Genomic DNA, 26,294 nt, shown 5'->3' on the forward strand with positions numbered 1-26,294 from the left:
CTTGCCGGAAGGGAAGGCTCGGGCGGAGGGTCGAGACGGCGCGCCAGTCAGACCACCGAGCGGAGCGGGGAACGATCCGATGACTACCAGCACGACCTTCCTGGGCTTGGGAGCGATGGGCAGCGCGCTCGCCGCCGCAGCCCTCGACGCCGGCCGACCAGCCGTGGTGTGGAACCGCACCCCGGGCAGAGCAGGGTTCCTCGGCAGGCGTGGCGCCACCATCGCCGAGACCGTGGAGGAGGCCATCGCCGGCGACGGCGTGATCCTCGTGTGCCTGCTCGACCATCAGTCGGTGCGCGCCGTGATCGATCCGGTTGCCGCCAGCCTCGCCAAACGCACTCTGGTCAATCTGACAACGACGACACCGAATCAGGCCCGCGGCCTGGCGGCCTGGGCGACGGAGCACAACATCACCTACCTGGACGGCGCGATCATGGCCGTACCCAGAATGATCGGCCGTCCGGGTGCGGCGATTCTCTACAGCGGCCCCGAGGCCGCCTTCGAGGAGAACCGGGAACTGCTCGATCTGTGGGGGCGAAGCGAATACTTCGGGGCCGACCCCGGCATGGCCTCGCTCCGCGACATGGCGATGCTCGTCGGGATGTACACGATGTTCGCCGGCTTCCTGCACGGCGCGGCGATGGTCGGCTCCGAAGGCGTGTCGGCAACCGAATTCGCCCGACAGCAGGTGCCGTTCCTCACCGCCATGACCGGGCAGCTTGCCGGTCTCGCGGCCGTGGTAGACGCCGGGGACTACGCCGGGGCGGGCCAGCAGAGCCTTGAGTTCACCGAAACCGCGCTGGACTCGCTGGTAACGGCCAGCCTCGACCAGGGCGTCAACGTCGAGGTGCTGCGGCCCGTCCACGACCTTGTTCGCCGGCAGCTCGCCGCCGGGTACGGCAGGCAGGGCACCGCCCGCATCTTCGAAGAGCTCAGGAAGGCCCGATGAGCAGCCAGCGCAGCCTGTCACCTGTGACGGTCATCGGCCTTGGCCCCATGGGCCGAGCGATGGTCGCGTCGCTGCTGCGGTCCGGCCATCCGGTGACGGTGTGGAACCGTACCGAGAAGCGCGCCGACCACCTCGTCGCTGGCGGCGCCACGCTCGCGCCCACCCCGACAGCCGCGGTGACCGCCAGCAAACTGATCATTCTCAGTCTCACCGACTACCAGGCGATGTACGACATCCTCGGCCCGGTCGCGGAGGGTGCACGATCTTCCGGTGTTCTTGCCGGTAAGGTCCTGGTCAATCTCAGTTCGGACACTCCGGACGCATCTCGGGGCGCGTCGGAATGGGCGGCCGGACACGGGGCGAGCTTCGTGACCGGAGGCGTGATGGTGCCCGCTCCCGCCGTGGGAGGCTCAGGGGCATACGTGTTCTACAGCGGACCGCGCGCTGTGTTCGACGTACACGAACCGACGCTCAGACAGCTCGGTGAGCCCAGGTACCTCGGGGAGGACCCGGGCCTGGCCCAGCTCTTCTACCAGGCGCACCTCGACGTCTTCCTCACCGCCCTGTCAAGCCTCCTCCACGCCACAGCGCTCGTCACCTCTGCCGGTGTCCCGGCCGCCGATTTTCTGCCCGGCGCGTTGAACACCCTCACCGGTATCCCAATGATGATTGGGGACGGACAGGACCTCGCCCGGCGCCTGGAGACCGGCGAACACCCCGGCGACCTCAGCACCGCGCGGATGATGGGCGCCACGGCGAACCACATCGTCTGGACAAGCGAGCGGGCTGGTATAGACATCCGTCTTCCCGAAGCCGTCAGGGCGCACTACGACCAGGCTGTCGTCGCGGGCCGCGGAACCGAGAACTGGACCGTTCTCTACGAGATCATCAAATCCGGCGGCTGAACAACGATCAGAACCAACGACCCTGTGCCTCACCGAGCAGGTCGACTCCGAACTGGGAACGACCGCGTTCAGAGTCGACCTGCCACTCCGAGGCTCGGAAGAAGAGATCGGCAGAGGCTCGACAACACCACGGTGAACTGGCGCGGTTCCGTTCACGTCCAAAGTTTCTCTTCACAGCTCAGCACGGCGGAGAACATGGATTGAACGGCCAGCTCACCGTGGTCATCGATGCCTATCGCGCTGACCGGTCAAGTGCCTGACCAGGGTCTTTCTAGTCTGATGAGCCGAAGTGTTTAAGCGGAGCGCCTAGGGGAGGTGCTGCTGGACGTGAAGGCGCCGGCTGTCGCTGCTACCGCCGCGTCGTGGGCCGCCTGGTCGGGGAGTTCCGGGCTGGCCGGTGCACGGAGAAGGACCAGCTGGTGGTAAAGCGGGGCGGTGGCGGCTATCAGTAGCCGGTGTGGATCGGTATCCGCAGGGATCTCAGCGCGGGCGACAGCGTGATCGACGACCGGTCGGCAGCGGGCGTAGCGGTCGCTCCAGAAGGCCTGTAGGGCACGAGCTGCGTCCGGCGAGCGGAAGGAAGCGGCGATGAGCGCGGTCGTTATCGGCGGGTCCGCGGTGAGAGCGGTATAGATCTCACGGTTGATCGCGGATAGGTCGCCTTCCAGGGTGCCGGTATCCGGCGGCTGCCAGATGTCGGCGGTGGCTTCGGTGAGGACGTCGGCGAGCAGGCCACCGACGTCGCGCCATCGCCGGTAGACGGTGGTGCGGTGCACCCCGGACCGGTCAGCGATGGTGTCGATGGTGAGGCTGTCGTAGCCGTGTTCAACCAGGTCGGCGCGCACAGCCGCGAGAACCAGTGCCCGGATGCGGGCGCTGCGACCACCGGGACGCATGCGAACGCCTGAGGGGCTGGGCGGTGGTTGAGTGCCGTCCGGCGCGGTGCCCGGGTGGGGTTGGAGCATCGCGAAAGTCCCTTGCCTGACGGGAGCAGCTGTGACACGATCCTAACGCTACAGTCGTCGTGATAGGAGAGCTGCCGATGATCCGGTCGGATTGGTCCGTGCCGGCTGGCGAGTCGGCAACCTCGCCCTCGGTGACGATGCTTGTTCCGCCAGGAGACCCGTGATTCCCAACTATGGAAGCGCCGTGATTCACGAGACGCGGATAGCTGGGCCTGACGCTGGCCCCTACGACCTGAGTGCCGGACCCGACGGGGCGCTCTGGGTCACGATGGTCCACGCCGGGCAGATCGTGCGGCTGGTCCGAGACGGCCATCTTGACTCCTACCAGCTCGCCCCGGCCTCCTGTGGGCCGTCGATCATCACCGAGGGTCCGGACGGCGCTATGTGGTTCACCCGCAACCGTGACCACCGGATCGGAAGGATTGCCCTCGACGGCGAGACCACATCCTTCCCTGTCCCAACCCCGGACAGCGGGCCCTTCGGCATCACAACCGGCTCGGACGGCGCCCTCTGGTTCACCGAGATGAACAGTGACAAGATCGGACGCATCACCACGGACGGCGCGATTACCGAGTACCCGCTCTCCGTGAGCCAGGCCCTTCCTGCGGCGATCATCGCCGGAGCCGATCAGGCCGTCTGGTTCACCCTCAACCAGGGGAACGCGATCGGCCGCATCACCCCTGCCGGGCTGATCACGCTTCACCCGTTGCCCACCCCGGGCGCCGCCCCGGTCGGGATCTGCCGCGACACCGACGGCGCAATCTGGTTCGTCGAGATCGCCGCCGGCCAAATCGGCCGAATCAGTCCCGATGGAAGGATTGAGGAGTTTCCTCTTCCCGACCGGGACGCTCGGCCTCACGCGATCATCGCCGACCCGACCGTCGGCGGCTGCTGGTTCACTACATGGGCTGCGGGCCGGATCGGGCACATCGCCCCGGACGGAAAGATCGACGAATACGATCTGCCGACGCCGTCCAGCGAACCGCACGGCCTTGCCGTCACCGGGGACGGCATTGTCCATGTCGCCCTTGAAACCGGCGGGCTCGCGCGCCTGGAGCGGGTTGCGATCGACCCCTGAGAACTGAGCTCCGTATTCTTGCGGATCTACGAGCATGATCGGTGCTGCCAAAAAACGGGCCTGCCGCGGGCTCCGCGGCCGACCGCGGAGCCGGCCCCGTCGGGCGGGTGGCGGTCAGGCGACGATGTAGCTCGAGTCGTCGAACTCGGCGGTGACCTTCGCACCGTCGCCGGGTCGTCCACGGTCTCGGCTGTCGTCCATCGCGGCGGAGGCGCAGATCGTCGGAATCTTGTGCTGCGCGCCGTTCGCATCCCGCAACGGCCACCATTCGCACAAATTTGTATACTGATCGTTTCCTCGGCAACGCTTGGATCTAACGTGGCCTCCGTCGTATCTGCGCTTGCCGGAGGATTTCGTGCGCCGTCTGCTCCCGTACCTGTTGTTCGCGGTAACCGCATTGGTCGGCACCGCGTGCAAACCCATCCCCATCCCCGTCCCGGGTGCGGGAGGTCCGGGGGGACCCGTGCAGACGACGTCTCCAGCCCCGACGACCAGCCCGACGGGATCTCCCTCGCCGGAGCCGTCGTCCCCACCCGTGGAGTCCCCGTCTCCGACAGTCGCGCCGTCACCCGGACCAGGCGAAGCAGTCGTACCCAACCTCCTCGGCCGCCGGCCGTACGAGACCGCCAGCGTGCTCACCGCGGCCGGGTTCGCGAACTCCATGTCGCAGGAGACATGCCGGCCGAACGAGGACCTCACACTCGGCACGATCATCACCCAGAGCCCGGTTGCGGGCAGCGTGGTCGACGCGGATACGCAGATCATGCTGGGCGTGGCCATCGCCTGCAGCGAAGTGCCGAACATCGTGGGCATGTCGAAGGACGACGCCATCCAGTCCTTCGCCGCCGCCAGCCTCACCATGTGGCTGCGCCCGGAGGACTGCCTACGCTACGGCAAGGTGATCGAACAGCAGGTCGCTCCTGGAACCGTGTACCCACAGGTCCAGGGCGTCATCGTCACCGCCGAGTGCCTCGACGGCCAGCCAGTGCCGCCGGGCATGGTCGTGGTTCCAGATGTCCTCGGGATGCCGGTGGACGAAGCCAGGAGCACGCTCGATGAGGCGGGCATCGTCGCCGTCATGTTGACGGAGTGCGCCAATGGATATGGCTATGTGATGACCCAGAGCCAGGCCGGCGGCAGCGTCGTCCCCATCGGTTCCTCGCTGGAGCTCACACACACCTGCCTCTGAGCTTGCTGACCTGCCCGTGGTCTTCCCGACTGGTCGGATGATTGCCTGTCGCCGGTTGGTGCGGCCGGGTGGGCGTCCGGGGCCGGGGGTGGGCTCCATCCCAGGAGCCCTACCATCCGGATGGGAGGAAGACTCCGACGGAAGATCGACAACACCACGGTGAACTGACGCGCTTTCGTTCGCGCCGGATCAGGCTTTTCGCAGGTGAGCGCAGCGGATAACGTCAAATGAACGGCCAGTTCACCGTGGTGGTGGATGCTTTCCGTGCGGATAGGCGAGAAGCCCAGTAGCGCCAATGCTTTCTGGAGTTCGCGGGTTACGTCTGATCGCGCGATTTTACGGCGTCCGACGGGCTTCTCGTGGAATGTGATCACGGTGGTTGTGTCAGCTCGCTTGGCCACCCTCGCCGGCCAGGCGTGGCCATCGCGATGTTCAGCCGAGCCGCGGACGGTCAGGCGATCTGGCGGAGATCGTTTCCGTAGTCGAAGATGATCCGCAGGCGGACACCGAGTGCCCGGGCGTACCGGCTCAACGTCGCGACCTCGTTCGCGTCGAGGTCGCCGTTCTCGATCTGGCTCACCCGGCCCGGAGAGACGTCCATCAGCTCGGCCACCTCACGCTGGGTCAACCCCAGCCGCTTGCGTTCCTCGGCCAGATGGAACGCGCTGAACCAGGCCTCGGTGCGCCCGCGCTCGGCCGCAAGCGCGGGCGTGGAAACTGAATAGCGACCGCCTCCACAGCACGCCGAGAATCCAGCGCATGTCCGCCACCCACATCCTGCTGATCTGCGGCGCAGCAGGCGTCGGTAAATCCTCAACCGCATACGAGGTCGCCCATCGGCTGAGTGCCCTCAACGTGGCACACGCGGTGATCGACTCTGATGAGCTTGACCGAGTCCACCCCTGGCCGCCTCCCGGACTGCCCGCCAGTGAGCTGTCCCGACGCAACCTCGCCGCGATCTGGACCACCTTCGCAGCCCTCGGCCACACACGGCTTCTGCTAACCGGTGTCTTCGCCGCCCTCACTGAGGACACGGCCTGGATTGCGGACACGGTGCCCGGTGCGGACATCACCGTCGTCCGCCTGACCGCCGACCTTCCGACGCTCGCCAGCCGGATTCACCGCCGAGAGATCGGATCCGGTGCGCAGGCGCAGCTCGCCCGAACGATCCGGCAGCTTGAAATGATCGACCAGAACGATCCGCCAGGCACAACGGTCATCGACACCACCGGCCAGACGATCGCGAGCACCGCAGCCCAGGTCCTCGACGTCTGGCTGAATCGGCCCGGCGACCGGGGGTGACGCGACCGCCCTCCTTCTCTGCCTGCTCGGGATCGATTGCCTCCGGAGGCCCTTGGGATGATGGGGCGGGCATGCGGTTGCAGTTCAACGGACTGGAATCGGCCGTAGGCCGTCCCTGAGCTGGACGGAGACGGCGGCCGGATCATCGGTCGCGGAGCAGCGGTCCCGTGCCGGCATCCACATAGAGCCATTGGCCGTCGATCTGCGTGAACGTGCTGCGTTCGTGCTGCACGTGCCGCTCGCCGTCCGCCGTGCGCGCGATCGCGCGGAATTCCACGACACCGGTGTCGTCGCCGGGGCCGCCGTTCACGGTGTCGACGATCTGCAGAGCGCGCCAGGTCAGACCGGCGTCCAGGTCGAGGCGATCTGGGCGTGTCGACGGATGCCAGGTACGCAGCAGGTACGGCGCGAGACCGCGCGCGAAGGCGCTGTAGCGGGACCGCATGAGCGCTTCGGCGGTCGGCGCCGGGGTCCCGAGATGGAAGGGCTCGCAGCACCGCGCATACCCTCGGCGGGAGCCGCATGGGCACTGGTCGCCGACGCTCATACGGTGCGGCGTGGCATCGCGGTGGACCCCCGGGCGCGGTTGGCGTTGGCTGCGCTGATGCCCGACACGGTATCGCGGCGGCGCGGTCTCCCGTAGGGACCATGATCCGGGGGTGCGGCGGGGGATGACACCGCCAACGGTCCGGGACGGGACGCGCGTGGACGTCGGCCGGCGGCGCGTGGTGGACGAGGAGACCAAGGTGGCGGTGGACCCGGAGACCGAGGAGGCGGTGGACGAGGAGGCGATGGATCGGCCGGGAACGCCGCTGGTCTGGTATGTGAGCTACGGGTCGAACCTGCGGTCGTCGCGGCTGGCCTACTACCTGGCGGGTGGGGCGATGCCGGGCACGACCCACGCCTACCCCGGTTGCCGTGACCGCCGTCCGCCGCGTGCCGCCGCGCCGCTCCTGCTGCCGGGATCGGTGTACTTCGCCCTGGAATCGAAGGTCTGGGGTGGTGGCATGGCGTTCTACGACCCGGCGGCGCCCGGGCTGGCCGCGGCCCGCGCGTATCTGCTCAGCCGTCAGCAGTTCGTCGACGTCGCGGCGCAGGAGATGCACCGGGAACCCGGCGGCGACCTCGACCTGACCGCTCTGACCGCTCGGCCCGGCGCCGGCCGGGCCGTTCTCGGGCCCGGCCGGTACGAGACGGTGCTGCTCGTCGGGTACTGGGGCCCGGTGCCGTTGCTCACGTTCACCGCCCCGTGGGCGCTGGCCGATGTCGCTCCCACCGCTCCTTCCGGGGCCTATCTGGACATGCTGGCGGCCGGGTTGCGTGAGTCCCACGGCTGGCCGCCGGCGCGGATCGCCGCCTACCTGGCCGGGCTGCCCGGCGCCCACGGCGTCTGGCAGCCCGACGAGATCGCCGGGCGCCTCAGCGCCGCGGAGGCGACAGAACCCGCCGGGTGATCCTTCCTCGCCGTGGGTGAGGCGGCACGCTGCGATCGTCGGCCCGCCTGTGCACCAGGCGGGCTGACGGCGTCGCGGCGGTTCGGCAGGATCGGCTCTGTTTCTAGCTGGCTGCCTGTCCTGGCTGTTCCACGGTGCGGGCGAGGATGCCGAGTGTGGCGCGAAGGGCTGCCTCGGGGATGACGGGGAAGGCGCCTCTTGTGCGGTACGCCTCGTCGATCTCACTCCAGTCGTAGTACGAGGTGACCATGGTGCCGGCGTCGTTTCGTTCGAGACGGTATCCATACAGGTGGCGCGGTGGAGGATCGAGCATCACCCCCCGGATGGTCCACTCGATCAGCTCGTCGGCGACGAACCGCGTGATGACGACGGTGACCTCGTACCTTCCGAGCGGGTAGTCGTTGAGGGACTCACGGTCCATGTGCACGACGAACTCGTCGCCGACGCCTGTCGCCGGCTTTCCGTCGCTCCACTGGAGCATTCCGGAACTGTCGATCGCCACATGACCCCGCGGGTCGCGGAGAACCTCGAAAATTTTCTCGGGAGGCGCCGCGATATGCCGTCGCACCTCGAACCTGGTATCACTCACAGGCCTTTCCTCCACCATGTTCCACTGTCCTGTCCCGTTTTCCGTGGTCACGTCTTCCACTACCTCCAGTTTTCCGTGGTAGCGACATTCGCAGGAGTACGAGCAGGCGCTCAGGCTGGTGGCGGTGGATGCACAGCCCGCAGATGGTCCGCCATCATCAGCGGTGTCACCGCCATCACGCCGCCGTCGACCGGCAGGACGACCCCGGTGATCCAGCGGGCCTCGTCGCTGGCGAGGAACACGGCGGCCCAGCCGACGTCCCAGCCGTCGCCGCCCGTGCCCAGCATCGTTGACGCCGCCGCTATCCGCTGACGGTAGTCCGCCTCCGGAGTGACACCGACGACCGAGAACAACAACGGGGTCGTGATGTGGCCGGGGGCGATCGCGTTCACCCGGATTCCCTGCCTGCCGTGCGCGTACGCCATGTCAACGGTGAGCGCGTGCATGCCACCCTTCGCCGCGGCATAGCTGGCATAGCCGCCGCCGCGGGCCCCGGCGATCGAGCCGATGTTCACGATCGACCCGGAGCCTCTGGCCGCCATCACGGGAACCACGCTCTTGCTCGCGAGGAACATCGTGCGCAGGCTGAGCGCCTGCACCCGGTCCCAGTCGGCCTCGCTGGTGTCGACGACGGTGCCGGCCACCGAGACGCCGATGTTGTTCACCAGGACGTCCACCGTGCCGAAGGCGTCGACGGCCGTGGCGACCATCGACTCGCAGTCCGCCGCCTTCGTCATGTCGCCGCCGAAGACGACCGCCTCCCCACCCTCACCCTCGATGATCGTCTGGGTCTCGGTGGCGCGGTCGGGGTCGATGTCTGCCAGCACCACTCGCGCGCCCTCGCGGGCCAGCAGAATGGCGCAGCCCCGACCGGTCGCCATGCCGGGGCCTGGCGTCGAGCCGGCCCCGGTGACGACGGCGACCTTGCCGCCGAGACGTCCGTGCGTGGTCATTCGCAAACTCCTGGTCGGCGCGTTGGCTGACCAGGACGTTAGTTTGGATGAGACAGCATCACAAGTGGGTGTTCACTTTCTTCGTTGGTCAGGGTCTCGCTCGGGTCGGGTGCCAGCTCGTCATCCGGCTGCCCGCAGGACGCGGCTGATGAACGCGGCTCGGCTGGCGTGCGCCTGCGCGGAGATCGTCGCCTGCGGGGTGATCCCGTCGGATCGCGGAAACCGCCGGCCCAGACATGCAGGTCGGCCGAACCACCCGCGGCCCAGATCGCGCCCGCGTAGGCGACCGCCTCATCGCGGAAGACCTCGGCTACGGATCGGAGCCGAGATGGGCGTGCCGTCATTCTCGGACTCGGAGAACAACGCGGATGAGAATCGACGACGCCACGGTGCACAGGTGCGTTCCCACTCACTTCTGAATCGTGCCTTTGAATCTTGGCAGTGGAGAACGTGGGCTGAGGCTCGTATTTGATTGTCCGGCGAGGCCGGCTTCTCCGCAGGAGTCCCGCGGGAGCGCGAGTCCGGTCCGGCGTGTCGAGCCCGGCTTCGTGGTCCGGCAACCGATGCTCCTCTCGTCCGCGGGAAGATCCGCTGGAGATTCTGGCGCTGCTGGCGCGGTATTTTTGGAGAGAGGTCCATGAAATTTGCTCGATTCACCGGGCTTGGTTCGAAAGTCCGGTCTAGGTGTATCGTCGGCGCACTTCTAGCGGGTTCGCTGGTCGGAGTCGCGACGCTGCCTAACGCGGCCGCGCTCGCGGACGGTCCCGGCAGGGCAAACATCCGTGTCATGACACAGAACACGTATGTGGGCAGCGATTACCAGGCCATTGTCGACGCGAAGACGCCGGCGGAGTTCGTCGCGGCGGTGACGCTGACATACCAGCAGATTCTGGCGTCAGACCCGAAGGCGCGCGCCGCCGCGGTCGCCCGCGAGATCGTGCGGAACCAGCCCGATCTGGTCGCCCTGCAGGAGGCGGACATCGTACGTACCGGGGCGGCACCGGCGACAAACGTGCAATCAGACCAGCTCAAGGCTCTCCTCGCTGCGCTCCGCGCGCAGGGCCAGCCCTACCAGCCGGTGGCGATCGTGCCCGAGCTCGATGCCGAATACCCAAGCACCCTTGGCTTCGATGTGCGCATCAGCGCGCGGAACGTGATCCTCGCCCGGGTCGGTCGCATCAGGGTGTCGAACCTGCAGTCACAGACGTTCGCGGTCAACCAGGTGTTCCAGTCGGCGGTCGGCTCGATTACCTTCCGTAACGGCTGGACGTCGGTCGATGCCGTCGTCGGTGGCCGCGCCTTCCGGTTCGTCACGACGCACCTGGAGGCGGCCCCGCCGTTCACCACCCAGCTGGCACAGGCACAGGATCTTGTCGCGAGCGCGGCGAACACCAGGCTCCCGGTGGTCTTCGCCGGTGATTTCAACACCACGGCCAACGACCCTCAGAACCCCACATTCCCCACGTACCAGTTCCTGCTCAATTCCGGTTTTGTCGACGCCTGGACCAAGAAGAACCCCGGAAATCCTGGCTTCACCTGCTGCCAGGCACCTGACCTGCGTAATCCGGTCTCCGCCCTGATTGCGCGAATTGATCTGGTCCTCTTCCGCGGAGGCTTCGACGTGGCTGATATTCACCGGGTTGGGGACAGGCAGAGTGACCGCACGCCGTCAGGGCTGTGGCCGTCCGACCATGCCGGCATCGTCGCGACTCTGCGGCTGCCGGACCGGGGGCATGGCGGCTGAGAGCCGTCATACGTAGCCGGAATACCCGAGAAGCCCGGTGTACCCAGACACCACGATGTGCTGGGAGTCCGGTCCGGGCGGCCGTCGTCGTGCCCGCGCAGGCGTGGCGCACGACGGCGGCCACTGCGCCGAGGTCGATTCCGAGGGGTTCATCCGCACCAGGAAGTTACGGCGCTGTTCGAGTCGCGCTTTGGGTCGTGCGGGGCAGCTCCGAGGCCCGTGAGCCCTCCAACCGCACCCGCAGGCTCTGAAGGCCGCGGATGGTCAGGGTCTCGCGATAGCTCGGCTCCGGATCCAGCACGGCGAAGGCGTGCGCGTGGCGCAGCAGCGTCGCCAGGACGATCTCAAGCTCCAGCCTGGCGAGCTGTGCCCCGAGGCAGAAGTGGATGCCGAGGCCGAACGTCAGGTGGCGAGGAGCCGAAGCGGGGCCGGCGAAGCGGGTGACGTCCAGTCGGTCCGGGTCGGGGAACACCCGGGGGTCCCGGTTGGCGCCGGCGACCAGGATCACAACGGCCTCGCCGCGGCCGAAGTCCCGGCCGGCCAGGTGCCGATCCTGGAGCGCGACCCGGTTGGTGAAATGGACCGGTGGATCGAAACGAAGCAGCTCGTCCACGGCCGCGGGGACCAGATCGGGCCGCTCGCGCAGCAGGTTGAGCTGGGCGGGGTGACGGCTGAGTGCCAGCACCATGTTGCCGGTCATGTGCACCGTCGTCTCGTAGCCGCCGAAGAGCAGCAGCACGCAGATGTCCTGTAGTTCCCTCTCGGTGAGACGGTCCCCGGCGTCGTCGATCGTGGCCAGCTGGCTGATCAGATCCGGCCCTGGCCGGGCGCGGCGTTCGGCGACCAGCCCGCGGAAGTACTCGGAGAAGGCCGCCGCGGCGATCTCCCGGCCGCGCAGCTCGTCCTCGGCGAGCAGCGGATCCGGGTCGAGGCCCCTCGCCAGCGCCCGGACCCAGGTGTCGAAGCGCGGGTGGTCCTCGATCGGAACGCCGAGCAGCTCACAGATCACGGTGATGGGCACGACCGCGGCGAGATCGGCGACGAGGTCGAACTCGGTGGTGGCGAGCGCACTGGCCACCGCGCGTTCGGCGGTCCGTTCGACAAGCGGGCGCAGCCGCTCCATCGCCCGCGGGGTGAACGCCTTGCTGACCAGCCCGCGCAGGCGTGTGTGGTCAGGTGGGTCCATCCGGATGAAGGATCCCGGGATGTTCTCGGCCACGACACCGGGCCGGATGGGGCTGATCCCCGCGGAGTATCCGTGGCCCCACCGAGGGTCGCTCAGGACCGTCATGCAGTCGTCGTGCCCGGTGACCAGGCGAACATCGAACGGGGTCGAGACGAGCGGACCCAGCTCGCGGGCAGCGTGGTAGCAGGGGTACGGATCGTTGCGGTTCTCGAGGCTGAACATGTCGAGGACCGTGTCGAGGACCGTCTGGGCCGGGTCGGGGGCAGGCATCGCCCTTGTCTCCTCGCTTCGGGGCTCGCCCGCCATCCGGAAGCCCGTCGGCAGCATCCCTGCGCGGCGAACCTCAGCCGATCACCCGGGCGAGGGGAACAGGTTGGACCCTTCACCACCGCACCCTGCCCGGGATCCCGGCACCCGGCCTGGCGGATCAGAATCCGCAATCAAACGATTCATTCACCCGCCATCGTGTGATCAGTGCTTCCGGCCGCGTGCCGGCTGGTTCCTCACGGTGCTGTTTCTCGCAGGGCCCCGGCGAGGACCGCGACCACGGTCGCGCGGAGGGCATCGGTTTGTGGTGGCGTGCCCGTGCGATCGGCGAACAGCAGATGCCCAGCCCCGATCAGCGCGGGGGCGAGCGTGTCGATGTCGGCGTCGGCGGTGACGCGACCCAGGTCGCGTTCGGCGGCGAGGTAGGAAGCGATCATGGCTGCCGCCTCCGTCAGGACCGGGACGCCCACCGGCCAGGTCCGGCGCAGCCGGGCGCGCAGCTCGTCCCGGAAGATGATGAGGGGGACGATCGCCACGGCCACCGAGGAGAACAGGTCCGCCAGGGAACCGGTCAGGTTGTCGGCGACGGTTCCGGTGCCGGCGGCCTCGCGCAGGGCGGCGGCACCGGTGCCGAGTCGGCCGGCGCGGTCGAGCACGAACTCGGCGAGGAAGTCGTCGAAGTCGTCGAAGTGCCGGTGCAGGACGCCCTTGGCACACCCTGCCTCGGCGGTGACCGCCCGGCTGGTCAACGCGCTCGGCCCCTGCTGGCGCAGGACCCGTTCGGCGGCGTCGAACAACTGGGTGCGCACGTCGCGGATGTGTACCCCTGTCGGCACAGCCGGGTCCTCCTCCTGTGAAGGCCCCGATCATTCCCTAGTGGGCGCATGCCCACTAGAGTGGGCGCATGCCCACTAGCTCGCAGGACCAAGCGCGACCATCGGGGAACGCGCCTCATCAGGCCAGGCGGGTCGCGGAGTCCTTCGGGGCGGACGCCGAGCGCTACGACCGGACCCGCCCGACCTATCCTGACGCACTCGTGGAGCGGATCGTCGCCGCGAGTCCCGGGCGCGACGTGGTCGACGTCCTGGACATCCTTGATGTCGGCTGCGGTACCGGCATCGAAGCCCGGCAGTTCCAGGCGGCGGGATGCCGGGTGCTGGGAGTCGAGCCCGACCCCAGGATGGCCCGGTTCGCGCGGCGCCGCGGAACCGACGTCGAGGTGGCGACCTTCGAGGACTGGGACCCGGCCGGCCGGGATTTCGACGCGGTCGTCGCCGGCACGGCCTGGCACTGGGTCGACCCGGTCGCCGGGGCGGCGAAGGCGGCCCGAGTGCTCCGGCCCGGTGGCCTGCTCGCCCCTTTCCACCACGTCTTCCAGTACCCGCCGGATGTACTGGACGCACTCGGCGCTGCCTACCGGCAGGCCGCGCCGGACACGCCGGTCAACCTCGACCCGCTGCGCCAGGCCCTGGACGCCTACCAGGCGCTTTTCACCAAGATCGCCGACGGTATCCGTGGTGCGGGCGGGTTCGGCGAACCGGAGCAGTGGCGGTTCGACTGGGAGCGCACCTACACCCGGGACCAGTGGCTGGACCAGCTACCGACCCACGGCGGGCTCACGCTGCTCCCACCGGATGGGCTGGCGGCGGTCCTGGCGAGCATCGGCACCGCGATCGACGCGATGGGCGGCAGCCTCACGATGTCCTACGCCACAGTTGCGGTCGTCGCGTCGCGAACCAGCGCTGTCGGCTCATAGGGCGAGTTCGTGGTCCGCTGATGCCTGGAGGGCGGGGATCAACGCGCTGACCCGTTCAAGCTGGTCGAGCTGCGAGGTCAGGTCCAGGGCACCCAACCGCGTGACGACGTGGCGCGCTCCGGCGGCGACATACCGGGCCAGGCCCGCGAGGACCTGGTCGGACGAGCCGGTGAGCACCGCCTGGATCCTCGCCAGATCGTCCAGCGGCATCCCGTAGGTGGCCCGGGCGTAGTCCTCCATCGCTCGGCGGCCGCGTTCGGAGTCGTCGTCGATCCGTACCGAGACGAACAGCGCGGGGGTGATGTCACCGTCGGCCCGACCGGCGCCGGCCGCCGCCGTGCGGACGTCCCGGAGCCCGGACGCGTAGTCGGCGGGGTCGGGCGGGTAGGGCAGCCAGCCGTCGTACATCCGGCCGGTGCGGCCCAGTGCGGCCGGGGTCGCGCCGCCGAGCCAGATCGGTGGGCCGTCCGGCCGGAACGGCCTGGTCGCGGGCGGGAGGTCGGTGAACCTGAGGAGCTCGCCGTGGAAGGAGCCGGCGCCGTTCCACAACGCCCGCCACAACGCGACCGTCTCGTCCAGTCGGGTGAAGCGCCGTTCCCACGGCACCTCGGACAGGTCGTAGAACGGCCGGCCGAACGGGCCGGGGAAGCCGGCGCCCACCGCCACCGTGAGCCGCCCACCGGAGAGCAGGTCGATCGACGCCAGGGACTGCGCGGCCTGGATCGGCCTGCGCAGGAACGGCAGCAGCGCGCCCGTTCCCAGGGCCACGGACTCGGTCGCGGGGGCGAGCGCGGCCAACATCGTCAGCGCCTCGATGCGTGGGCTGATCAGCGTGTCGTTGACGAAGAGCGAGGTGAAACCGAGGCCTTCGGCCCGGCGCCCGAAGGCGACCAGGTCGCGGGGGTCATCGCCCGGGCCCCACTGGGAGGCGCCGGTCGGAAGCAGTACGCCGATGCTCATGGCGCCGATGCTCCCGGCCGCGGAGCGCGGCAACAATTCCCGGCAGGGAATGGCCGGTGGGGAATGCCCGGAGGGCAATTCCCGGGAAGCCGACGCCGGTAGAACAGATCCGTGGACTTCCCTCGCGCGCTCCGCGACCGCCGTACCGACCGGCGTCTCAGCCAGCTGGACCTGGCACTGCGGGCGGGAACCACCCAGCGCCACCTCAGCTTCATCGAGTCGGGCAGGTCCGTCCCCGGCCGGAACATGGTTCTGCGCCTGGCCGAATCACTCGAACTGCCGTTGCGGGAGCGTAACGAGCTGCTGCTGGCCGCCGGGTACGCGCCCGTCTACCCGGAGAGCTCGCTCGACGACCCGGCGCTGGCCCCGGTGCGCGCGGCGATCGAGCACATCGTTCGTGGGCACCTGCCGTACCCGGCGCTGGTCGTGGACCGCAACGGTGACCTCATCGCGGCGAACGGCACGTTCGACCTGATCACCGAGGGCGCGGCGCCCGAGCTGGTCGGCCCGGGCAAGAACGTATACCGGCTCGCGCTGCATCCCGACGGCATTGCGCCCCGGATACGGAACCTCGCCGAATGGGCGCGGCACATCCTGGCGCGCCTGGGCCATCTGCCGCAGCTGCGCGCCGAACTCGCCGGCTACGTTCCCGAGCTGGCGCCCTCCGACGGGTCTCTCGGTTTCGCGGTTCCGCTCCACCTGGAGTCGTCGCGCGGTGAACTGCGCCTGATGACGACCGTGACGTCCTTCGCCACCGCCGTCGATGTGACCCTCGCGGAGCTGAAGCTGGAGGCGTTCCTGCCGGTCGACACCGCGACGGCATCCGCCCTCTCTGCATCCGCCCTCTTTGCAGCTACCGAGGCCGGCTGAGGCTTTCCGGGCCGGGTGTGACACGCACACCTGGTGACCGCGACGGCCGCGGGGCCGGCGACGGCCGCCGGCCCGGTAGGCGGTCTCCCGAACTGTTCGTCGCTCGCCTGCCCTTGTGCCGCCGCGCTCCCAGCCATGGCCCGCGACACCGGCCAGTTCGGCGGTCAGCGCCGCGAGCCCGGAGCGGAGCCGGTCGGAGGGCTCGTCGGGTGTCCGGTCGTTGTGGCGGCCCGCGGCGACGAGCGCGTCGTGCTCGATGACCTCGAGCTCCGGCTCGTCGGCGGCGAGCAGATGCGCGACACGGCGCGCGAACAGTTCGAGGACGTCGGCGGTATGCCCGGCGTACTCCAGAGCCGTCCAGCCGGGCGCGTGACGTGCCCGCAGCCGTTCGACGGGGTTTGCTGTGAGGCGCTCGGCTAGTCCGGCGACGAGCGCGGCGAGCCGCCCGGCGACCTCGGTGAGTGGCACGGTGGCCGATTCGAAACCGCACGCTGCGCACGGCGGCAGGGGCGCGGACGCGGCGACGGTACCCATGCCCAAGACCAGCCGGCCACGCGGCCCATCATCCCGGGTGCGCGGCCTCGGGCGTCCTGGGCCCCGGTGTGAGCCAGCGTTCGCGGTATTCCGACGGGCTCTCCCCGGTCCAGGTGCGGAAGGCGCGGGCGAGCGCGCTGCCGCTGCCGAACCCCACCTCGGCGGCGATCTCGCCGACGGACATCGTCGATGTACTGAGCATGGCCATGGCCCGGAACAGCCGCGCCTGCCGCAGATGGTCCCGCCACGTCTGGCCGAGCACCGCCGCGAATCGGCGCCGCAGCGCGCGCTCGGAGATGCCGACGGCCCGGCACACCGAGACCGCGTCGGCGTCGGCGAGGTGGCCTGCCGTGTAGGCGATCACGTCCTGGACGATCACGTCGTCGCAGATCGGCAGGGACAGCGGTGCCGCCTGGGCGAGCTGGTGGCGAACCACCCCGGCCAGCGCGTGGAAGAAGACGCTGGCCTCGGCGCCGTCACCCGTCGCCCCGCTCTCCCCGCATGCCCCGCTCTCCCCGCATGCCCCGCTCTCACCGTGAATGGGCCACCGCACCGCGTACCGCATCATCTCCCGCAGCACCGGCGGTACGGCGATGATGGCCGTTCGCGTCTCTGGGAAGGCGAACTCCGCGGGGTCGAAGAAGACCGCGATCGTGGTCACGTCCCGCAGCAACGGTGCATGCTCGACGCCGGCCGGAATCCACGCCGCGTGCAGTGGCGGCAGAAGGTAATGCGTCTGCGGGGTGTAGATCTCGGCCAGGCCGTCGACGGCGTACTCGATTTCATGCAGGTCATGCCGGTGCCAGTAGGAAATCGGTTCGGTCGCGCGATGTTCCACCGTACCGGCGGTGACCGTCACGCTCCGGCGCATCGGGATCAGCGGCGCGTCGGGCACGACCGGATCGTAGTTCGGAGCGTCGCCCGCCCGAAAGCGATCTGGCCGCCGGAGTGGGAAATCAGGCCGTTCGGGTCGTATCCCCGTGTCGAGATCCCCCTACTGTCGTGCACGCAGAGGGGCCGAGGGCCGGCCTGGCGACCGGCCCGCGACCCCGCGGTCCGCGTTCGTGGATCTCTACCGCCGAGGAGACGAGGACATTGGACGGGCAGGACTTCCGGTCCGCGGCGATGGCGTTGGCCGCGATGGACCACCTGGGCGTGCCCGAGTTGAGGACCCTCTACAAGCTGGAGCGGACCGCGGCCCGGCTCTACGAGCGACTGGCCGACCGGATCGACGACGGCGAGGCCGCGGAACTGGTCCGCCGAAACGCGAGGGAGGAGCTGGGGCACGCCAATCGGGTGCGTCGCGCTCTCACCCGCAAAACCGGCCATCCCTTCCAGCCGACGCCGGACCTGGATGAGGGCTACCCGGTCGAGGCTCCCGCCATGGTGGACGCGGCACTGCTGGCCGCCGTCGTCGCCGGGGAACGCGCGGGAGACGCGGACTACCAGCGGTGGGCGGCCGCGGAGCCCGACCCCGAGGTCGCCCGCCTCCTGCGGGCCAGCGGACGCGAGGAGGCCGGCCACGCCGATCGCTTCCTCCAGGCGATCGCCCTGCTCGGCGCGGGCCACTGACAGCGCGGAGAATCTCCCCGTCCGCCCTCTCGTCCTATCGTCGTCCCGGCTGTCTCCCGACTGTCTCCCGGCTCTTCCAGGAGGAAACCATGGCATTTGATGGTGTCTCGCACCTGAGCCTCACCGTGACGGACCTCGACCGAAGCGCTGCCTGGTATCGGGACGTTCTCGACTGGAAGGAACTGCTCCGCGACCGCGGTGAAACGACATCATTCGCACACGGAGTGCTTCCCGGCGGGCTGAGCATCGTCCTGCGTCAACACGATCAACCGGGCGCGACCGCCTTCGACGAGACCCGGCCCGGCCTGGACCATCTGTCGTTCGCGGTGTCGGAACCGGCGGACCTGGACCGGCTGGCGTCAAGACTCGCCGGCATCGGTGCCGTGTTCACCCCGACCCGGGAGCTGCCGTTCGGGCGGCTGCTCGCCTTCCGTGATCCGGACAACATCGCGCTGGAGGCACTCCTGCCCGGGTGAGAACACCGCGGTCGGCGGTGAGAACACCGCGGTCGGCGGGTGAGGACACGCGGTCGGCGGGTGAGGACACTGTGGCGACCGCTGCGGGGAGCCTCCTGCCGACCGTGCTGTCACCGCCGCGGGTGTACACGGCCGGGGTCCGCCTCGCCGCGGACGGGGCGTGCCGCCGGAAACGCGGTTCGTCACGGCTAATTCGGTGAATGGCATCCCTGGCTACGCGGTGTTCCAGTGCTGAAGCTCGACCGGATGCCGTAGATCGAATCGACCGGTTTACCGCGCGGCCGTGCCGCCGCTACTTTCGGCCGGGAACTGCCCGCTCGGAACCGGACGGGTATCCCCTCTCCGGGGCTTAGGTGCTCGGCCGTAGGATCCGCGCCGTGCCACATGAAATGGGTAGGCTCACCGCGGTGGTCCGGAAATCCCGTCGAATGACGGGTTTCCGCCGTGCTGGTTGACCGGGCGCGGGTGGCGGCGGCGCTGCCCGGCTACGAGCTGGGTGAGCAGCTGGGTTCGGGCGGCTTCGGGCTGGTGCTGGCTGCTTCGCACCGCCGTATGGCCCGCGACGTCGCCATCAAGGTGCTCGCCGGAGCTGGTCGGGTCGGGGATGAGCTCGCGCCTGGGCTCGGGGAGGACCGGGCTGCGGCGGGTATCGCCAGTGAAGCGGTCATCCTGGCGAACCTGGATCATCCGCACATTGTCCGGGTGTACGACTATCTCGAATTCGACGACCTTCGCCTGATTGTCATGGAGAAGCTTTCCGGGGGGCCGCTCAGCAAACACCTGAATGTCCTGGGGGGCCCGCGGGCATGTGCGGTCGGCCTGGCGGTGGCCAGCGCGCTCACCTGCGCACATGGCCACGGTGTTCTGCACCGTGACATCAAGCCGGAGAACATGCTTTTCGACGCGGCGCGACTGTTGAAGGTCGCCGACTTCGGGATCGCGAAACTGGTGACCGGCCCGGAGGCGATGGCCAGTGCGGTGGTCGGCACTCCGCTTTTCATGGCTCCCGAGCAGCTGGCGGCCGGCCGGTTGAGCGCGGCCACCGACCTTTATTCACTCGGAGTGGTCCTGCATCTGCTGTTGTCAGGTGGCACGGTGGCGGCGGCGAACGGGCCGGCCGTCGTGCCACCGATGGTGTGGCAGGACCACCTCGCCGCGCGGCGCCTGCTGCCGGAGGATGTGCCGGCGCCAGTCACGGCGGCGGTGCTGCGGGCGCTCGCCGAGGACCCGGCGCAGCGACCGATCTCGGCCCGGGAACTGGCTATGGAGCTGGCCGAGGCCGCTGCGAGTTCCTACGGCAGCGGGTGGATCGCCCGCACGGGCATGGTGCTCTATCTGGACGAGGCGGTCCGTGCGGTTGCCGAGCGGGAGTCGCCTTCGCCTGCGCCCCCACCGCCGGCCGGGTCGACATCTGACGCGTCGGCCGTGGGTGCGTCGGCTTCGGATACGCCTGCCCCGGCCACGGCTCCTCCTGATCTGCCGGGCTCTGATCTGCCGGGCCTTGATCTGCCTGCTCGCGACACCCCCGTTCCGGGCGGGCCGCAGACTCCTCGCCCCGGTGCGGCGCGACGTAAGCACCGCGCCACTGCTGTCCCCGGCAAGAGCGGTCGAGACCCGAACCGGCGGAGCCTCCTGATCGGCCTGCCCGCCGCCGCGGCTGTCGCGGCCGCCGGCGTCGGCGCGGCGGTCGCCGTGAACCGGGCCCGTGACAGCACCCCGGACGAACCTGTTCTACGCCCGCTCGGCGCACCACTGCCTGGGCATACCGGCTGGATCACCTCTCTGGTGGTCTTCCCGGATGGTCGGACCCTGGCCAGTGGCAGCAGCGATGGCACGGTCCTGCTGTGGGATGTCTCGGATCCGGCGCACCCGCAGAAGGTGGGTGTGTTGCCGAGCCGCGGCGAAGGCGTGCTGTCGCTGGCGTTGTCCACCAAGGGAGATCTCGTGAGCGGGCACTGGGACCGGAAAGTTCGGATGTGGAACGTCCGTGACCCTGAGAACCCGACCGAGATCGACCTCCGCCTGCCGGCCGGCAGGGACCGGGTGACGTCGGTGAGTTTCGGCGATGACCCGCGCATCCTGGTCTGCGGGGGCCAGTACGGCGAGGTACGGATCTGGAATGTGGCCGACCCGGCGAGCCCGCGCAGACTCGGCTTCTTCGACGCCGTGCAGGGCACGGCTGGCATGGTGCCGAGTGTGGCCGACAGCCGGCAGGGCAAGATCACCTGGGCGCGGCCGACGCTCGCCCCCTACGCCACGTTCGTCGTGGGCTACGACGGCGAGGCGATCCAGCTCTGGGACCTGGCGGACCTTGACGCCCCGTCGCGGATCCCACGGCCCCTTCGCGGGCACAGTGGCGAGGTGCACGGATTCGCCTTCTCCCGGGACGGACTCGTGCTCGCCTCCGGAGGCAAGGACCTCGACATCCGCCTGTGGGATCTGACCAACGCGACCGATCCGAAGGCACTCGGCAAGCCGCTGACCGGGCACAGGAGCAGAGTGTGGGCGCTGGCATTCTCCAGCGACAGAAACCGGCTGGTGAGCGGCAGCTGGGACCGGACCATCCGCCTGTGGGATGTGGAGAATCCGGCGGCCCCGCGGCTGGTGGCGAGGTCCGCCACCGACCACAAGGACCACTTGCTGGCAGTCGCGTTCGCGCCGGGCGACCGCACCGTCTTCAGCGGATGCAAGGGAGGTGAGATAAGGGTGTGGGACGTCGCCGGCCATTCCAGCGGCGCGGCACCGTGACGTTCAGCGCACGACGTCGGCGAGGGCCTCGTCACCCAGCCCGATGGCGTCGTAGTGCCGGCGGGCCGTTTCCAGCTTGGTGAAGACGTCCTCATAACCGACCGTGTTGCCGTCGGGATCGACGTACACGTACGACCCCGAGACGTGAAAGAGGGTCACCATCTCGTCGACGTCCTCGGGGACAACCAGGGTGTGCGTCTCGCCGGGTGGCTCGAAAGCGTAGCCGCCCGCCGTCGCGACCCAGTCGTGCTCGAGGTAGCGCCAGCGCCCGCGCAGGGTGAACGCGTGGACGGGTCCGGAATGCCGATGCCGCGACAGCACGCCGCTGCGCCGAACCCTCAGCAGATTGACGTAGTACCCCTGAGTGACGCACAGGAACAGCGGACGGAAGTCCACACCGGGAGCCTGCGGAACCCAGAGCTCCTCGTCGCAGTCCAGATCGAGGGCGTCGGCGATGACGACATCCGAAACCATGCCGGGTGGCTGTGGCCCACGATAGGCAACCCGTTCGCCAACCTCGGCCTGACCAGTCGGCGCCATGGCAACCTCGTTCCTCATGGTCGCGCTCAGGTGCCCCCAGCTTCGCGCGCGCGATTTCACGGTTACGGCGGGAATACTCCGCGGCTTCGACCCCACCGCCGGGAGACGGCCCAGTAACACTGTTTCCGGTCTGCACCACCGTAGCGCTGCTCGGCCAGGTGTGAAACGGACGTCTGTGCAGCGTAAGGCTTCCTGATTCGCCGGGTCCGCGTAGGTATGAAGAGAGATCCATCACCTTTGTGGGTATCCCGAGCGAGGGCTGTGGCTGGCACCTCCTTTTTCGGTCGGGCCGCCCCGGCCATCGGAATCGGTGTCCGCGGGTGAAGGATCGCGCGCACGGTCCGGCGGTAGGGGACGCGGTCCGGCGGATCTCCCCGCGGTGGATCTCCGTCCGTCGGATCGGTGCGGTGCGTCAGTTCGGTGAAGCCGTCGGCCGTCGGCCGGCGGTCTCCGTCGGCCGACAGCCGGGCAGGTGGCGGGGCCGGTGCGCGCGGAAGTGCCGGGAATATGCGATCCTGCCGATCATGACCACCAAACCGGCAGTGAACCCGACGACCGGATCGGTCACCGCGCTGCGGATCTGCCCGTTGTGCGAGGCCACCTGCGGATTGGAACTACAGATTGCCGGCGGTCGGGTCAGGACCGCCCGTGGTGACGCGAACCATCCGCTGAGTCGCGGCTACCTCTGTCCCAAAGGCGCATCGTTTCCCGCGCTGCTGAATGACCCCGACCGGTTGCGCCGCCCGCTGCTTCGGGACCGGTCGACCGGTGCGCACCGCGAGGTGAGCTGGGCCGAGGCCTTCGCCGCCGTCCACGCCGGGCTGAGTCGGGTCGTCGGCACCCACGGTTCGGCCGCGGTGGCGCTCTACTGGGGAAATCCGACCGCCCACACGATGGCCGGTTCACAGCACCTGCGCCCTTTCGCCCGCGCGCTGCGTACCCGCTCGCTGTTCAGCGCCTCGACGGTCGACCAGATGCCGATGAATGTGGCGTGTGGACTGGTGTTCGGCCATCCCGCGCTGATCCCGGTGCCCGATCTGGACCGCACCGGCTACCTGCTGGTCCTCGGGGCGAATCCGGCGGTGTCCAACGGCAGCCTGTGCACGGCTCCCGACTTCGCGGGCCGGCTGACCGCGATCCGGTCGCGGGGCGGGAAGGTCGTGGTGGTCGACCCGCGGCGGACCCGTACGGCGACGCTCGCCGACGAGCACCTGCCGATCCGGCCCGGTTCCGACGCCCGCTGGCTGCTGGCGATCGTCAACGTGCTCGCCGCGGAAGGCCTGATCCGGCTGCGCGCGCTGGCCGACCACGTGACGGGGGTCGAGCGGGTCGTCGAGCTCGCCGCGCCGTTCACGCCGGAGGCCGTCGAGGCGAGCTGCGGCATCCCGGCCGACACGACCCGGCGGATCGCCCGCGAGCTGGCGGCGGCACCGCAGGCCGCCGTCTACGGCCGGATGGGCACCACGACCGTCGAGTTCGGGGCGACGACCAGCTGGCTGACCCTGGTTCTGAACGTGCTCACCGGCAACCTGGACGCACCCGGCGGCATGATGTTCGGCCGCGGCGCGCACGGTCGGGCCGACCGCGTGCCGGCAGGGCCAGCGGGGCAGCCCGGGCGGTCCGGCGGCGGCCGCGGGTGGAGCATCGGGCGCTGGCACACCAGGGTGCGCCAGCTGCCCGAGGTCATGGGGGAGCTGCCGGTCGCCGCGCTGGCGGAGGAGATCGACACCCCGGGCGAGGGACAGCTGCGGGCCCTGTTCACCGTCGCCGGCAACCCGGCCCTGTCCACGCCCGACTCCGGCCGGCTCGCCGCGGCCCTGGCCCAGCTCGACTTCATGGTGAGTGTCGACCCCTACCTGAACGAGACGTCCCGGCATGCGGACGTGGTGCTCCCGCCGACCGACTCGGCGCGCGTGGGCCACTACGACTTCAGCCTCGGCCCGCTGGCCGTCCGGACGGTGGCGGCCTACTCGCCACCGGTGCTGCCACCCGATCCGGGCGGGATGGCCGAGCACGACATCCTGGCCAGGCTCGCGCTCATCGCGCTGGGCGCCGGCACCGGCGACAGTGACAGCGGCGACGGGGGGCTGCAGGCGGGGGTGCCGAGTGCCGACGCGGTGGCGGCCTTCCACGAGACCCTGATCGGCGACGCGTTGCGGCGCGCCGTCGGCGAACCGGGCTCGCCGGTGCTGGGGCGTGACGTCACCGAGCTACGCGCCCAGCTGGATGGTGACAGCGTTCCGGAGCTGCTGCTGGACGTCGCACTGCGCACGGGGCACTTCGGCGACGGATTCGGCGCCCGGCCGGACGGGCTTCGCCTCAGCACGCTGCTCGCGAACCCGCACGGGGTCGATCTCGGCCCGCTCACCCCGCGGCTGCCCGCCCCGCTGCGGACGGTGAGCGGGGCGGTCGAGCTGTGCCCGGAGCCGATCGTGGCCGAGCTGGCCCGGCTGCGCGCCACCCTGGACGCACCGCCCCAGGTGGCATCGCCTTCGGAAGCAGGCCGCAGCCCTGCTTCGGACGCACCCGAGCTGACCCTGATCGGGCGTCGTCACCTGCGGACGAACAACAGCTGGATGCACAACGTCCCGGCGATGGCGAAGGGGCGTAACCGCTGCACGCTGCTGGTTCACCCCCTCGACGCGGCCCGCCACGGGGTGCGCGACGGTGGCTCCGCCCGCGTCACCTCCGCCGTCGGCTCACTGGACGTCGCGGTGCAGGTCAGCGACGAGGTGATGGCCGGAGTCGTGTGCCTGCCCCACGGGTGGGGCCACGGGCTTGCCGGGACCAGGATGTCGGTCGCCGCGCAGCATGCCGGAGTGAACACCAACATCCTCACCGACGGCTCCCGGTTGGATGCGCTGTCGGGTACCGCCGTGCTCAACGGCATTCCGGTGCGGGTCACCCCACTTGGCTGAGCGGCACTCGGTGCGGTGTGGGGGAGCCCGGCCCCAGCCCGGCGGCCCGGGCAGGGGCCGGGACCGGGGCAGGGGTGCGTCCGATGGTGGGACCATCCTGATCCTCACGCTCGGCTACCTCATGCTGGCGGCGATGCTCGCCGTGGTCGTCACCGACGTCTCGGTGGTCTACCTGGCCCGCCGGTCGGTCGCGTCCGCGGCGGACGGCGCCGCGCTCGCCGCCGTCGAGCGCATCGACGAGAACGCGATCTACAGCGCGACGGAGGACTTCGAGGCGTTGCCGCTGCGTGACATCGAGGACACCGTCGCCGACTACGAGACCCGGGCGGACCCCTCCGGCCGGACGGCCCTGAGCGCGGAGCTCGTCGACGCCGCGACCGTGCGGGTCGAAGGGTCCCGGGAGGTCCGGCTGCCCGTGGTCGGTGTGCTCGGGGTCGGGCCGATCACCGTGCGTGCGGGAGCGCAGGCCCAGGCGAGGGTCAGGGCACCCGTCGGGCCCTGACCGCGCTCAGGCGGCCGGCCCCCCGTCGGGCCGCCTGAGCATCGGAGATCTCCGCCGGGCGGTTCAGATCTCGTCGGTCGCGCCGGAACCGGCCGGCGCCTCCGCGCGCGGGGCGGGAACGATCCCGCCGCGCCCAGGGGCGGCGGCGACCATCGCGCCGAAGTCGGCGCCGCCGCCGGCGCCGGGCAGCGGCGCCGGCTCAGGCTCGGAGATCCAGGCCGAGGTGATCGCGACCAGCTCGTCGAAACCGTGCCCGGTACGTATCTCCGCGAGGTCGGAGACGTCTCGCACGAGCCGGGCCACCCATTCGGCGGGGCGGCGGGCGGCCAGCGTCACCGCCTCGGAGGCGTGTTCGATCGCCTCGTCCCGGTCGGGGCAGGCACGGGCGACAGCCGCCCGCGACTGCGCCATCCGGACCGAGACGATCATGCCGGTCTGGCCGCTGCGCGCGATGAGTGACGCCGCGCGGTCGAGGTACGGCGTCGCCTCGTCGGCGGCGCCGACGGTGGTGAGCGCCTCCGCGCAGGCGAGGGCGAGATCGGCCGGCGAGTAGGTGTCGAGGCTGAAACCGGGCCGGCCGTGGGCCTCCTCGCCGAGCTCCGCCATGGTCGCCCAGGCGCGGGCGACCGCGTCGCGGACACCGGCGGCGTCCCCGGCGGCGGCACAGGCGCTGGTCGCCACCTTGCCGGCGATGAGTGCCCGGGTCGGGCTGCGGCCGGCGATCCGGGCCGCGGAGCCGGCGATCTGGAGCGCCACCGCCGGGCTGTGTGGGCGTACCACCCGCGCGCGCAGCGCCAGCGCCCGAGCGGCCAGCGGGCCGTCACCGGCCGCCCGGGC

At 69.9% G+C, this 26,294-nt stretch carries 26 protein-coding genes and 2 pseudogenes; 15 read left to right on the forward strand and 13 right to left on the reverse strand.

Features of this window, described 5'->3' with window-relative positions:
* The first annotated feature begins 79 nt into the window (after positions 1 to 79).
* Positions 80 to 949: an NAD(P)-dependent oxidoreductase gene (locus FREUN1FDRAFT_RS17885; RefSeq protein ID WP_006541532.1), complete on the forward strand. Its 870-nt coding sequence runs from the start codon at positions 80 to 82 to the stop codon at positions 947 to 949.
* Positions 946 to 1,854 carry an NAD(P)-dependent oxidoreductase gene (locus FREUN1FDRAFT_RS17890; RefSeq protein ID WP_006541533.1) on the forward strand — a complete coding sequence of 303 codons (909 nt, stop codon included), beginning with the start codon at positions 946 to 948 and terminating at the stop codon, positions 1,852 to 1,854. Before FREUN1FDRAFT_RS17885 ends, FREUN1FDRAFT_RS17890 begins: the two co-directional genes overlap by 4 nt.
* Positions 1,855 to 2,147: 293 nt before the next feature.
* Here FREUN1FDRAFT_RS17890 and FREUN1FDRAFT_RS17895 read toward each other — a convergent pair whose 3' ends face one another.
* Positions 2,148 to 2,750 (reverse strand): TetR/AcrR family transcriptional regulator, encoded by a 603-nt coding sequence (locus FREUN1FDRAFT_RS17895; protein ID WP_006541534.1) that lies wholly within the window; start codon positions 2,748 to 2,750, stop codon positions 2,148 to 2,150.
* A gap of 229 nt (positions 2,751 to 2,979) precedes the next feature.
* On the opposite strand from FREUN1FDRAFT_RS17895, the gene FREUN1FDRAFT_RS17900 reads away from it, so the two are divergent.
* Positions 2,980 to 3,897 (forward strand): hypothetical protein, encoded by a 918-nt coding sequence (locus FREUN1FDRAFT_RS17900; protein WP_006541535.1) that lies wholly within the window; start codon positions 2,980 to 2,982, stop codon positions 3,895 to 3,897.
* Between the two features lie 114 nt (positions 3,898 to 4,011).
* On the opposite strand, the gene FREUN1FDRAFT_RS43960 is transcribed toward FREUN1FDRAFT_RS17900, so the two are convergent.
* Complete coding sequence (locus FREUN1FDRAFT_RS43960; RefSeq protein WP_157474941.1) at positions 4,012 to 4,155, reverse strand: hypothetical protein; 144 nt, start codon at positions 4,153 to 4,155, stop codon at positions 4,012 to 4,014.
* A gap of 277 nt (positions 4,156 to 4,432) precedes the next feature.
* Between FREUN1FDRAFT_RS43960 and FREUN1FDRAFT_RS17905 the strand changes: the two genes are divergently transcribed.
* Positions 4,433 to 5,086: a PASTA domain-containing protein gene (locus tag FREUN1FDRAFT_RS17905; protein WP_035952083.1), complete on the forward strand. Its 654-nt coding sequence runs from the start codon at positions 4,433 to 4,435 to the stop codon at positions 5,084 to 5,086.
* A gap of 451 nt (positions 5,087 to 5,537) precedes the next feature.
* Here FREUN1FDRAFT_RS17905 and FREUN1FDRAFT_RS47425 read toward each other — a convergent pair.
* Positions 5,538 to 5,792, reverse strand: a pseudogene (locus FREUN1FDRAFT_RS47425) (helix-turn-helix domain-containing protein); the annotation flags it as partial.
* A gap of 53 nt (positions 5,793 to 5,845) precedes the next feature.
* On the opposite strand from FREUN1FDRAFT_RS47425, the gene FREUN1FDRAFT_RS17915 reads away from it, so the two are divergent.
* Positions 5,846 to 6,388: a hypothetical protein gene (locus tag FREUN1FDRAFT_RS17915; RefSeq protein ID WP_006541538.1), complete on the forward strand. Its 543-nt coding sequence runs from the start codon at positions 5,846 to 5,848 to the stop codon at positions 6,386 to 6,388.
* A gap of 142 nt (positions 6,389 to 6,530) precedes the next feature.
* Here the strand turns inward: FREUN1FDRAFT_RS17915 and FREUN1FDRAFT_RS17920 are convergent, their stop codons facing one another.
* A complete protein-coding gene (locus tag FREUN1FDRAFT_RS17920; RefSeq protein WP_035952085.1) occupies positions 6,531 to 6,935 on the reverse strand; it encodes a YchJ family protein in 405 nt (134 codons plus the stop codon).
* 244 nt (positions 6,936 to 7,179) lie between these two features.
* Here FREUN1FDRAFT_RS17920 and FREUN1FDRAFT_RS17925 point away from each other — a divergent pair, with 244 nt between their 5' ends.
* Complete coding sequence (locus tag FREUN1FDRAFT_RS17925; protein WP_035952108.1) at positions 7,180 to 7,842, forward strand: hypothetical protein; 663 nt, start codon at positions 7,180 to 7,182, stop codon at positions 7,840 to 7,842.
* A gap of 103 nt (positions 7,843 to 7,945) precedes the next feature.
* On the opposite strand, the gene FREUN1FDRAFT_RS17930 is transcribed toward FREUN1FDRAFT_RS17925, so the two are convergent.
* The 3 genes and pseudogenes from FREUN1FDRAFT_RS17930 to FREUN1FDRAFT_RS48080 all read right to left on the reverse strand — a co-directional run.
* A complete protein-coding gene (locus FREUN1FDRAFT_RS17930) occupies positions 7,946 to 8,449 on the reverse strand; it encodes an SRPBCC family protein (RefSeq protein ID WP_006541541.1) in 504 nt (167 codons plus the stop codon).
* A gap of 92 nt (positions 8,450 to 8,541) precedes the next feature.
* Entirely contained in the window at positions 8,542 to 9,384 is an 843-nt protein-coding gene (locus tag FREUN1FDRAFT_RS17935; protein WP_006541542.1) for an SDR family NAD(P)-dependent oxidoreductase, read from the reverse strand.
* A gap of 120 nt (positions 9,385 to 9,504) precedes the next feature.
* Positions 9,505 to 9,698 (reverse strand): annotated as a pseudogene (locus tag FREUN1FDRAFT_RS48080) (alpha/beta hydrolase); the annotation flags it as partial.
* Positions 9,699 to 10,021: 323 nt separating this feature from the next.
* On the opposite strand from FREUN1FDRAFT_RS48080, the gene FREUN1FDRAFT_RS17940 reads away from it, so the two are divergent.
* A complete protein-coding gene (locus tag FREUN1FDRAFT_RS17940) occupies positions 10,022 to 11,128 on the forward strand; it encodes an endonuclease/exonuclease/phosphatase family protein (protein ID WP_006541543.1) in 1,107 nt (368 codons plus the stop codon).
* 166 nt (positions 11,129 to 11,294) lie between these two features.
* On the opposite strand, the gene FREUN1FDRAFT_RS17945 is transcribed toward FREUN1FDRAFT_RS17940, so the two are convergent.
* Both FREUN1FDRAFT_RS17945 and FREUN1FDRAFT_RS17950 read right to left on the reverse strand, forming a co-directional pair.
* On the reverse strand, positions 11,295 to 12,584 hold the full coding sequence (locus tag FREUN1FDRAFT_RS17945) for a cytochrome P450 (protein ID WP_006541544.1): 1,290 nt from the start codon (positions 12,582 to 12,584) through the stop codon (positions 11,295 to 11,297).
* A gap of 233 nt (positions 12,585 to 12,817) precedes the next feature.
* A complete protein-coding gene (locus FREUN1FDRAFT_RS17950; RefSeq protein WP_006541545.1) occupies positions 12,818 to 13,417 on the reverse strand; it encodes a TetR/AcrR family transcriptional regulator in 600 nt (199 codons plus the stop codon).
* A gap of 68 nt (positions 13,418 to 13,485) precedes the next feature.
* Here FREUN1FDRAFT_RS17950 and FREUN1FDRAFT_RS17955 point away from each other — a divergent pair, with 68 nt between their 5' ends.
* A complete protein-coding gene (locus tag FREUN1FDRAFT_RS17955) occupies positions 13,486 to 14,337 on the forward strand; it encodes a class I SAM-dependent methyltransferase (protein WP_006541546.1) in 852 nt (283 codons plus the stop codon).
* On the opposite strand, the gene FREUN1FDRAFT_RS17960 is transcribed toward FREUN1FDRAFT_RS17955, so the two are convergent.
* Positions 14,332 to 15,297, reverse strand: a complete 966-nt coding sequence (locus FREUN1FDRAFT_RS17960; protein WP_006541547.1) for an LLM class flavin-dependent oxidoreductase — start codon at positions 15,295 to 15,297, stop codon at positions 14,332 to 14,334. The two genes, FREUN1FDRAFT_RS17955 and FREUN1FDRAFT_RS17960, sit on opposite strands and share 6 nt — an antisense overlap.
* A gap of 111 nt (positions 15,298 to 15,408) precedes the next feature.
* Here FREUN1FDRAFT_RS17960 and FREUN1FDRAFT_RS17965 point away from each other — a divergent pair, with 111 nt between their 5' ends.
* A complete protein-coding gene (locus FREUN1FDRAFT_RS17965; RefSeq protein ID WP_006541548.1) occupies positions 15,409 to 16,167 on the forward strand; it encodes a helix-turn-helix domain-containing protein in 759 nt (252 codons plus the stop codon).
* A 135-nt stretch (positions 16,168 to 16,302) separates the two neighbouring features.
* Complete coding sequence (locus tag FREUN1FDRAFT_RS17970) at positions 16,303 to 16,587, forward strand: hypothetical protein (RefSeq protein WP_006541549.1); 285 nt, start codon at positions 16,303 to 16,305, stop codon at positions 16,585 to 16,587.
* 142 nt (positions 16,588 to 16,729) lie between these two features.
* On the opposite strand, the gene FREUN1FDRAFT_RS17975 is transcribed toward FREUN1FDRAFT_RS17970, so the two are convergent.
* Complete coding sequence (locus tag FREUN1FDRAFT_RS17975; protein WP_006541550.1) at positions 16,730 to 17,596, reverse strand: helix-turn-helix transcriptional regulator; 867 nt, start codon at positions 17,594 to 17,596, stop codon at positions 16,730 to 16,732.
* Between the two features lie 200 nt (positions 17,597 to 17,796).
* Here FREUN1FDRAFT_RS17975 and FREUN1FDRAFT_RS17980 point away from each other — a divergent pair, with 200 nt between their 5' ends.
* The 3 genes from FREUN1FDRAFT_RS17980 (at position 17,797) to FREUN1FDRAFT_RS17990 (ending at position 21,497) form a co-directional block, all read left to right on the forward strand.
* Positions 17,797 to 18,273, forward strand: a complete 477-nt coding sequence (locus tag FREUN1FDRAFT_RS17980; protein WP_006541551.1) for a ferritin family protein — start codon at positions 17,797 to 17,799, stop codon at positions 18,271 to 18,273.
* A gap of 89 nt (positions 18,274 to 18,362) precedes the next feature.
* Positions 18,363 to 18,749 carry a VOC family protein gene (locus tag FREUN1FDRAFT_RS17985; protein WP_006541552.1) on the forward strand — a complete coding sequence of 129 codons (387 nt, stop codon included), beginning with the start codon at positions 18,363 to 18,365 and terminating at the stop codon, positions 18,747 to 18,749.
* A 444-nt stretch (positions 18,750 to 19,193) separates the two neighbouring features.
* Positions 19,194 to 21,497 (forward strand): WD40 repeat domain-containing serine/threonine protein kinase, encoded by a 2,304-nt coding sequence (locus FREUN1FDRAFT_RS17990; protein WP_006541553.1) that lies wholly within the window; start codon positions 19,194 to 19,196, stop codon positions 21,495 to 21,497.
* Between the two features lie 3 nt (positions 21,498 to 21,500).
* Here FREUN1FDRAFT_RS17990 and FREUN1FDRAFT_RS17995 read toward each other — a convergent pair whose 3' ends face one another.
* A complete protein-coding gene (locus FREUN1FDRAFT_RS17995) occupies positions 21,501 to 22,037 on the reverse strand; it encodes a 2,4'-dihydroxyacetophenone dioxygenase family protein (protein WP_006541554.1) in 537 nt (178 codons plus the stop codon).
* A 524-nt stretch (positions 22,038 to 22,561) separates the two neighbouring features.
* On the opposite strand from FREUN1FDRAFT_RS17995, the gene FREUN1FDRAFT_RS18000 reads away from it, so the two are divergent.
* Positions 22,562 to 24,955: a molybdopterin-dependent oxidoreductase gene (locus FREUN1FDRAFT_RS18000; protein ID WP_050795915.1), complete on the forward strand. Its 2,394-nt coding sequence runs from the start codon at positions 22,562 to 22,564 to the stop codon at positions 24,953 to 24,955.
* The gene (locus FREUN1FDRAFT_RS18005) at positions 24,948 to 25,457 is read left to right on the forward strand and encodes a pilus assembly protein TadG-related protein (RefSeq protein ID WP_369809804.1); all 510 of its coding nucleotides are present in this window, start codon (positions 24,948 to 24,950) and stop codon (positions 25,455 to 25,457) included. The genes FREUN1FDRAFT_RS18000 and FREUN1FDRAFT_RS18005 overlap by 8 nt, the downstream gene beginning before the upstream one ends.
* A 63-nt stretch (positions 25,458 to 25,520) precedes the next feature.
* Here FREUN1FDRAFT_RS18005 and FREUN1FDRAFT_RS18010 read toward each other — a convergent pair.
* The coding region (locus FREUN1FDRAFT_RS18010; RefSeq protein ID WP_006541557.1) for a hypothetical protein at positions 25,521 to 26,294 on the reverse strand (774 nt) is incomplete at its 5' end.

The sequence above is a fragment of the Parafrankia sp. EUN1f genome, from assembly GCF_000177675.1.
Lineage (GTDB): Bacteria > Actinomycetota > Actinomycetes > Frankiales > Frankiaceae > Parafrankia.

Bases quoted from the DNA above. Each gene is read 5' to 3' on its own strand.
- FREUN1FDRAFT_RS17895 (WP_006541534.1), bottom strand. From the start codon at position 2,750: ATGCGTCCCGGTGGTCGCAGCGCCCGCATCCGGGCACTGGTTCTCGCG.
- FREUN1FDRAFT_RS17970 (WP_006541549.1), top strand. From the start codon at position 16,303: ATGGCCCGCGACACCGGCCAGTTCGGCGGTCAGCGCCGCGAGCCCGGA.
- FREUN1FDRAFT_RS17930 (WP_006541541.1), bottom strand. From the start codon at position 8,449: ATGGTGGAGGAAAGGCCTGTGAGTGATACCAGGTTCGAGGTGCGACGG.
- FREUN1FDRAFT_RS17935 (WP_006541542.1), bottom strand. From the start codon at position 9,384: ATGACCACGCACGGACGTCTCGGCGGCAAGGTCGCCGTCGTCACCGGG.
- FREUN1FDRAFT_RS17915 (WP_006541538.1), top strand. From the start codon at position 5,846: ATGTCCGCCACCCACATCCTGCTGATCTGCGGCGCAGCAGGCGTCGGT.
- FREUN1FDRAFT_RS18000 (WP_050795915.1), top strand. From the start codon at position 22,562: ATGACCACCAAACCGGCAGTGAACCCGACGACCGGATCGGTCACCGCG.
- FREUN1FDRAFT_RS17955 (WP_006541546.1), top strand. From the start codon at position 13,486: ATGCCCACTAGCTCGCAGGACCAAGCGCGACCATCGGGGAACGCGCCT.
- FREUN1FDRAFT_RS17920 (WP_035952085.1), bottom strand. From the start codon at position 6,935: ATGAGCGTCGGCGACCAGTGCCCATGCGGCTCCCGCCGAGGGTATGCG.
- FREUN1FDRAFT_RS17985 (WP_006541552.1), top strand. From the start codon at position 18,363: ATGGCATTTGATGGTGTCTCGCACCTGAGCCTCACCGTGACGGACCTC.
- FREUN1FDRAFT_RS17945 (WP_006541544.1), bottom strand. From the start codon at position 12,584: ATGCCTGCCCCCGACCCGGCCCAGACGGTCCTCGACACGGTCCTCGAC.
- FREUN1FDRAFT_RS17925 (WP_035952108.1), top strand. From the start codon at position 7,180: ATGGATCGGCCGGGAACGCCGCTGGTCTGGTATGTGAGCTACGGGTCG.
- FREUN1FDRAFT_RS17890 (WP_006541533.1), top strand. From the start codon at position 946: ATGAGCAGCCAGCGCAGCCTGTCACCTGTGACGGTCATCGGCCTTGGC.
- FREUN1FDRAFT_RS17885 (WP_006541532.1), top strand. From the start codon at position 80: ATGACTACCAGCACGACCTTCCTGGGCTTGGGAGCGATGGGCAGCGCG.
- FREUN1FDRAFT_RS17995 (WP_006541554.1), bottom strand. From the start codon at position 22,037: ATGGCGCCGACTGGTCAGGCCGAGGTTGGCGAACGGGTTGCCTATCGT.
- FREUN1FDRAFT_RS17960 (WP_006541547.1), bottom strand. From the start codon at position 15,297: ATGAGCATCGGCGTACTGCTTCCGACCGGCGCCTCCCAGTGGGGCCCG.
- FREUN1FDRAFT_RS17940 (WP_006541543.1), top strand. From the start codon at position 10,022: ATGAAATTTGCTCGATTCACCGGGCTTGGTTCGAAAGTCCGGTCTAGG.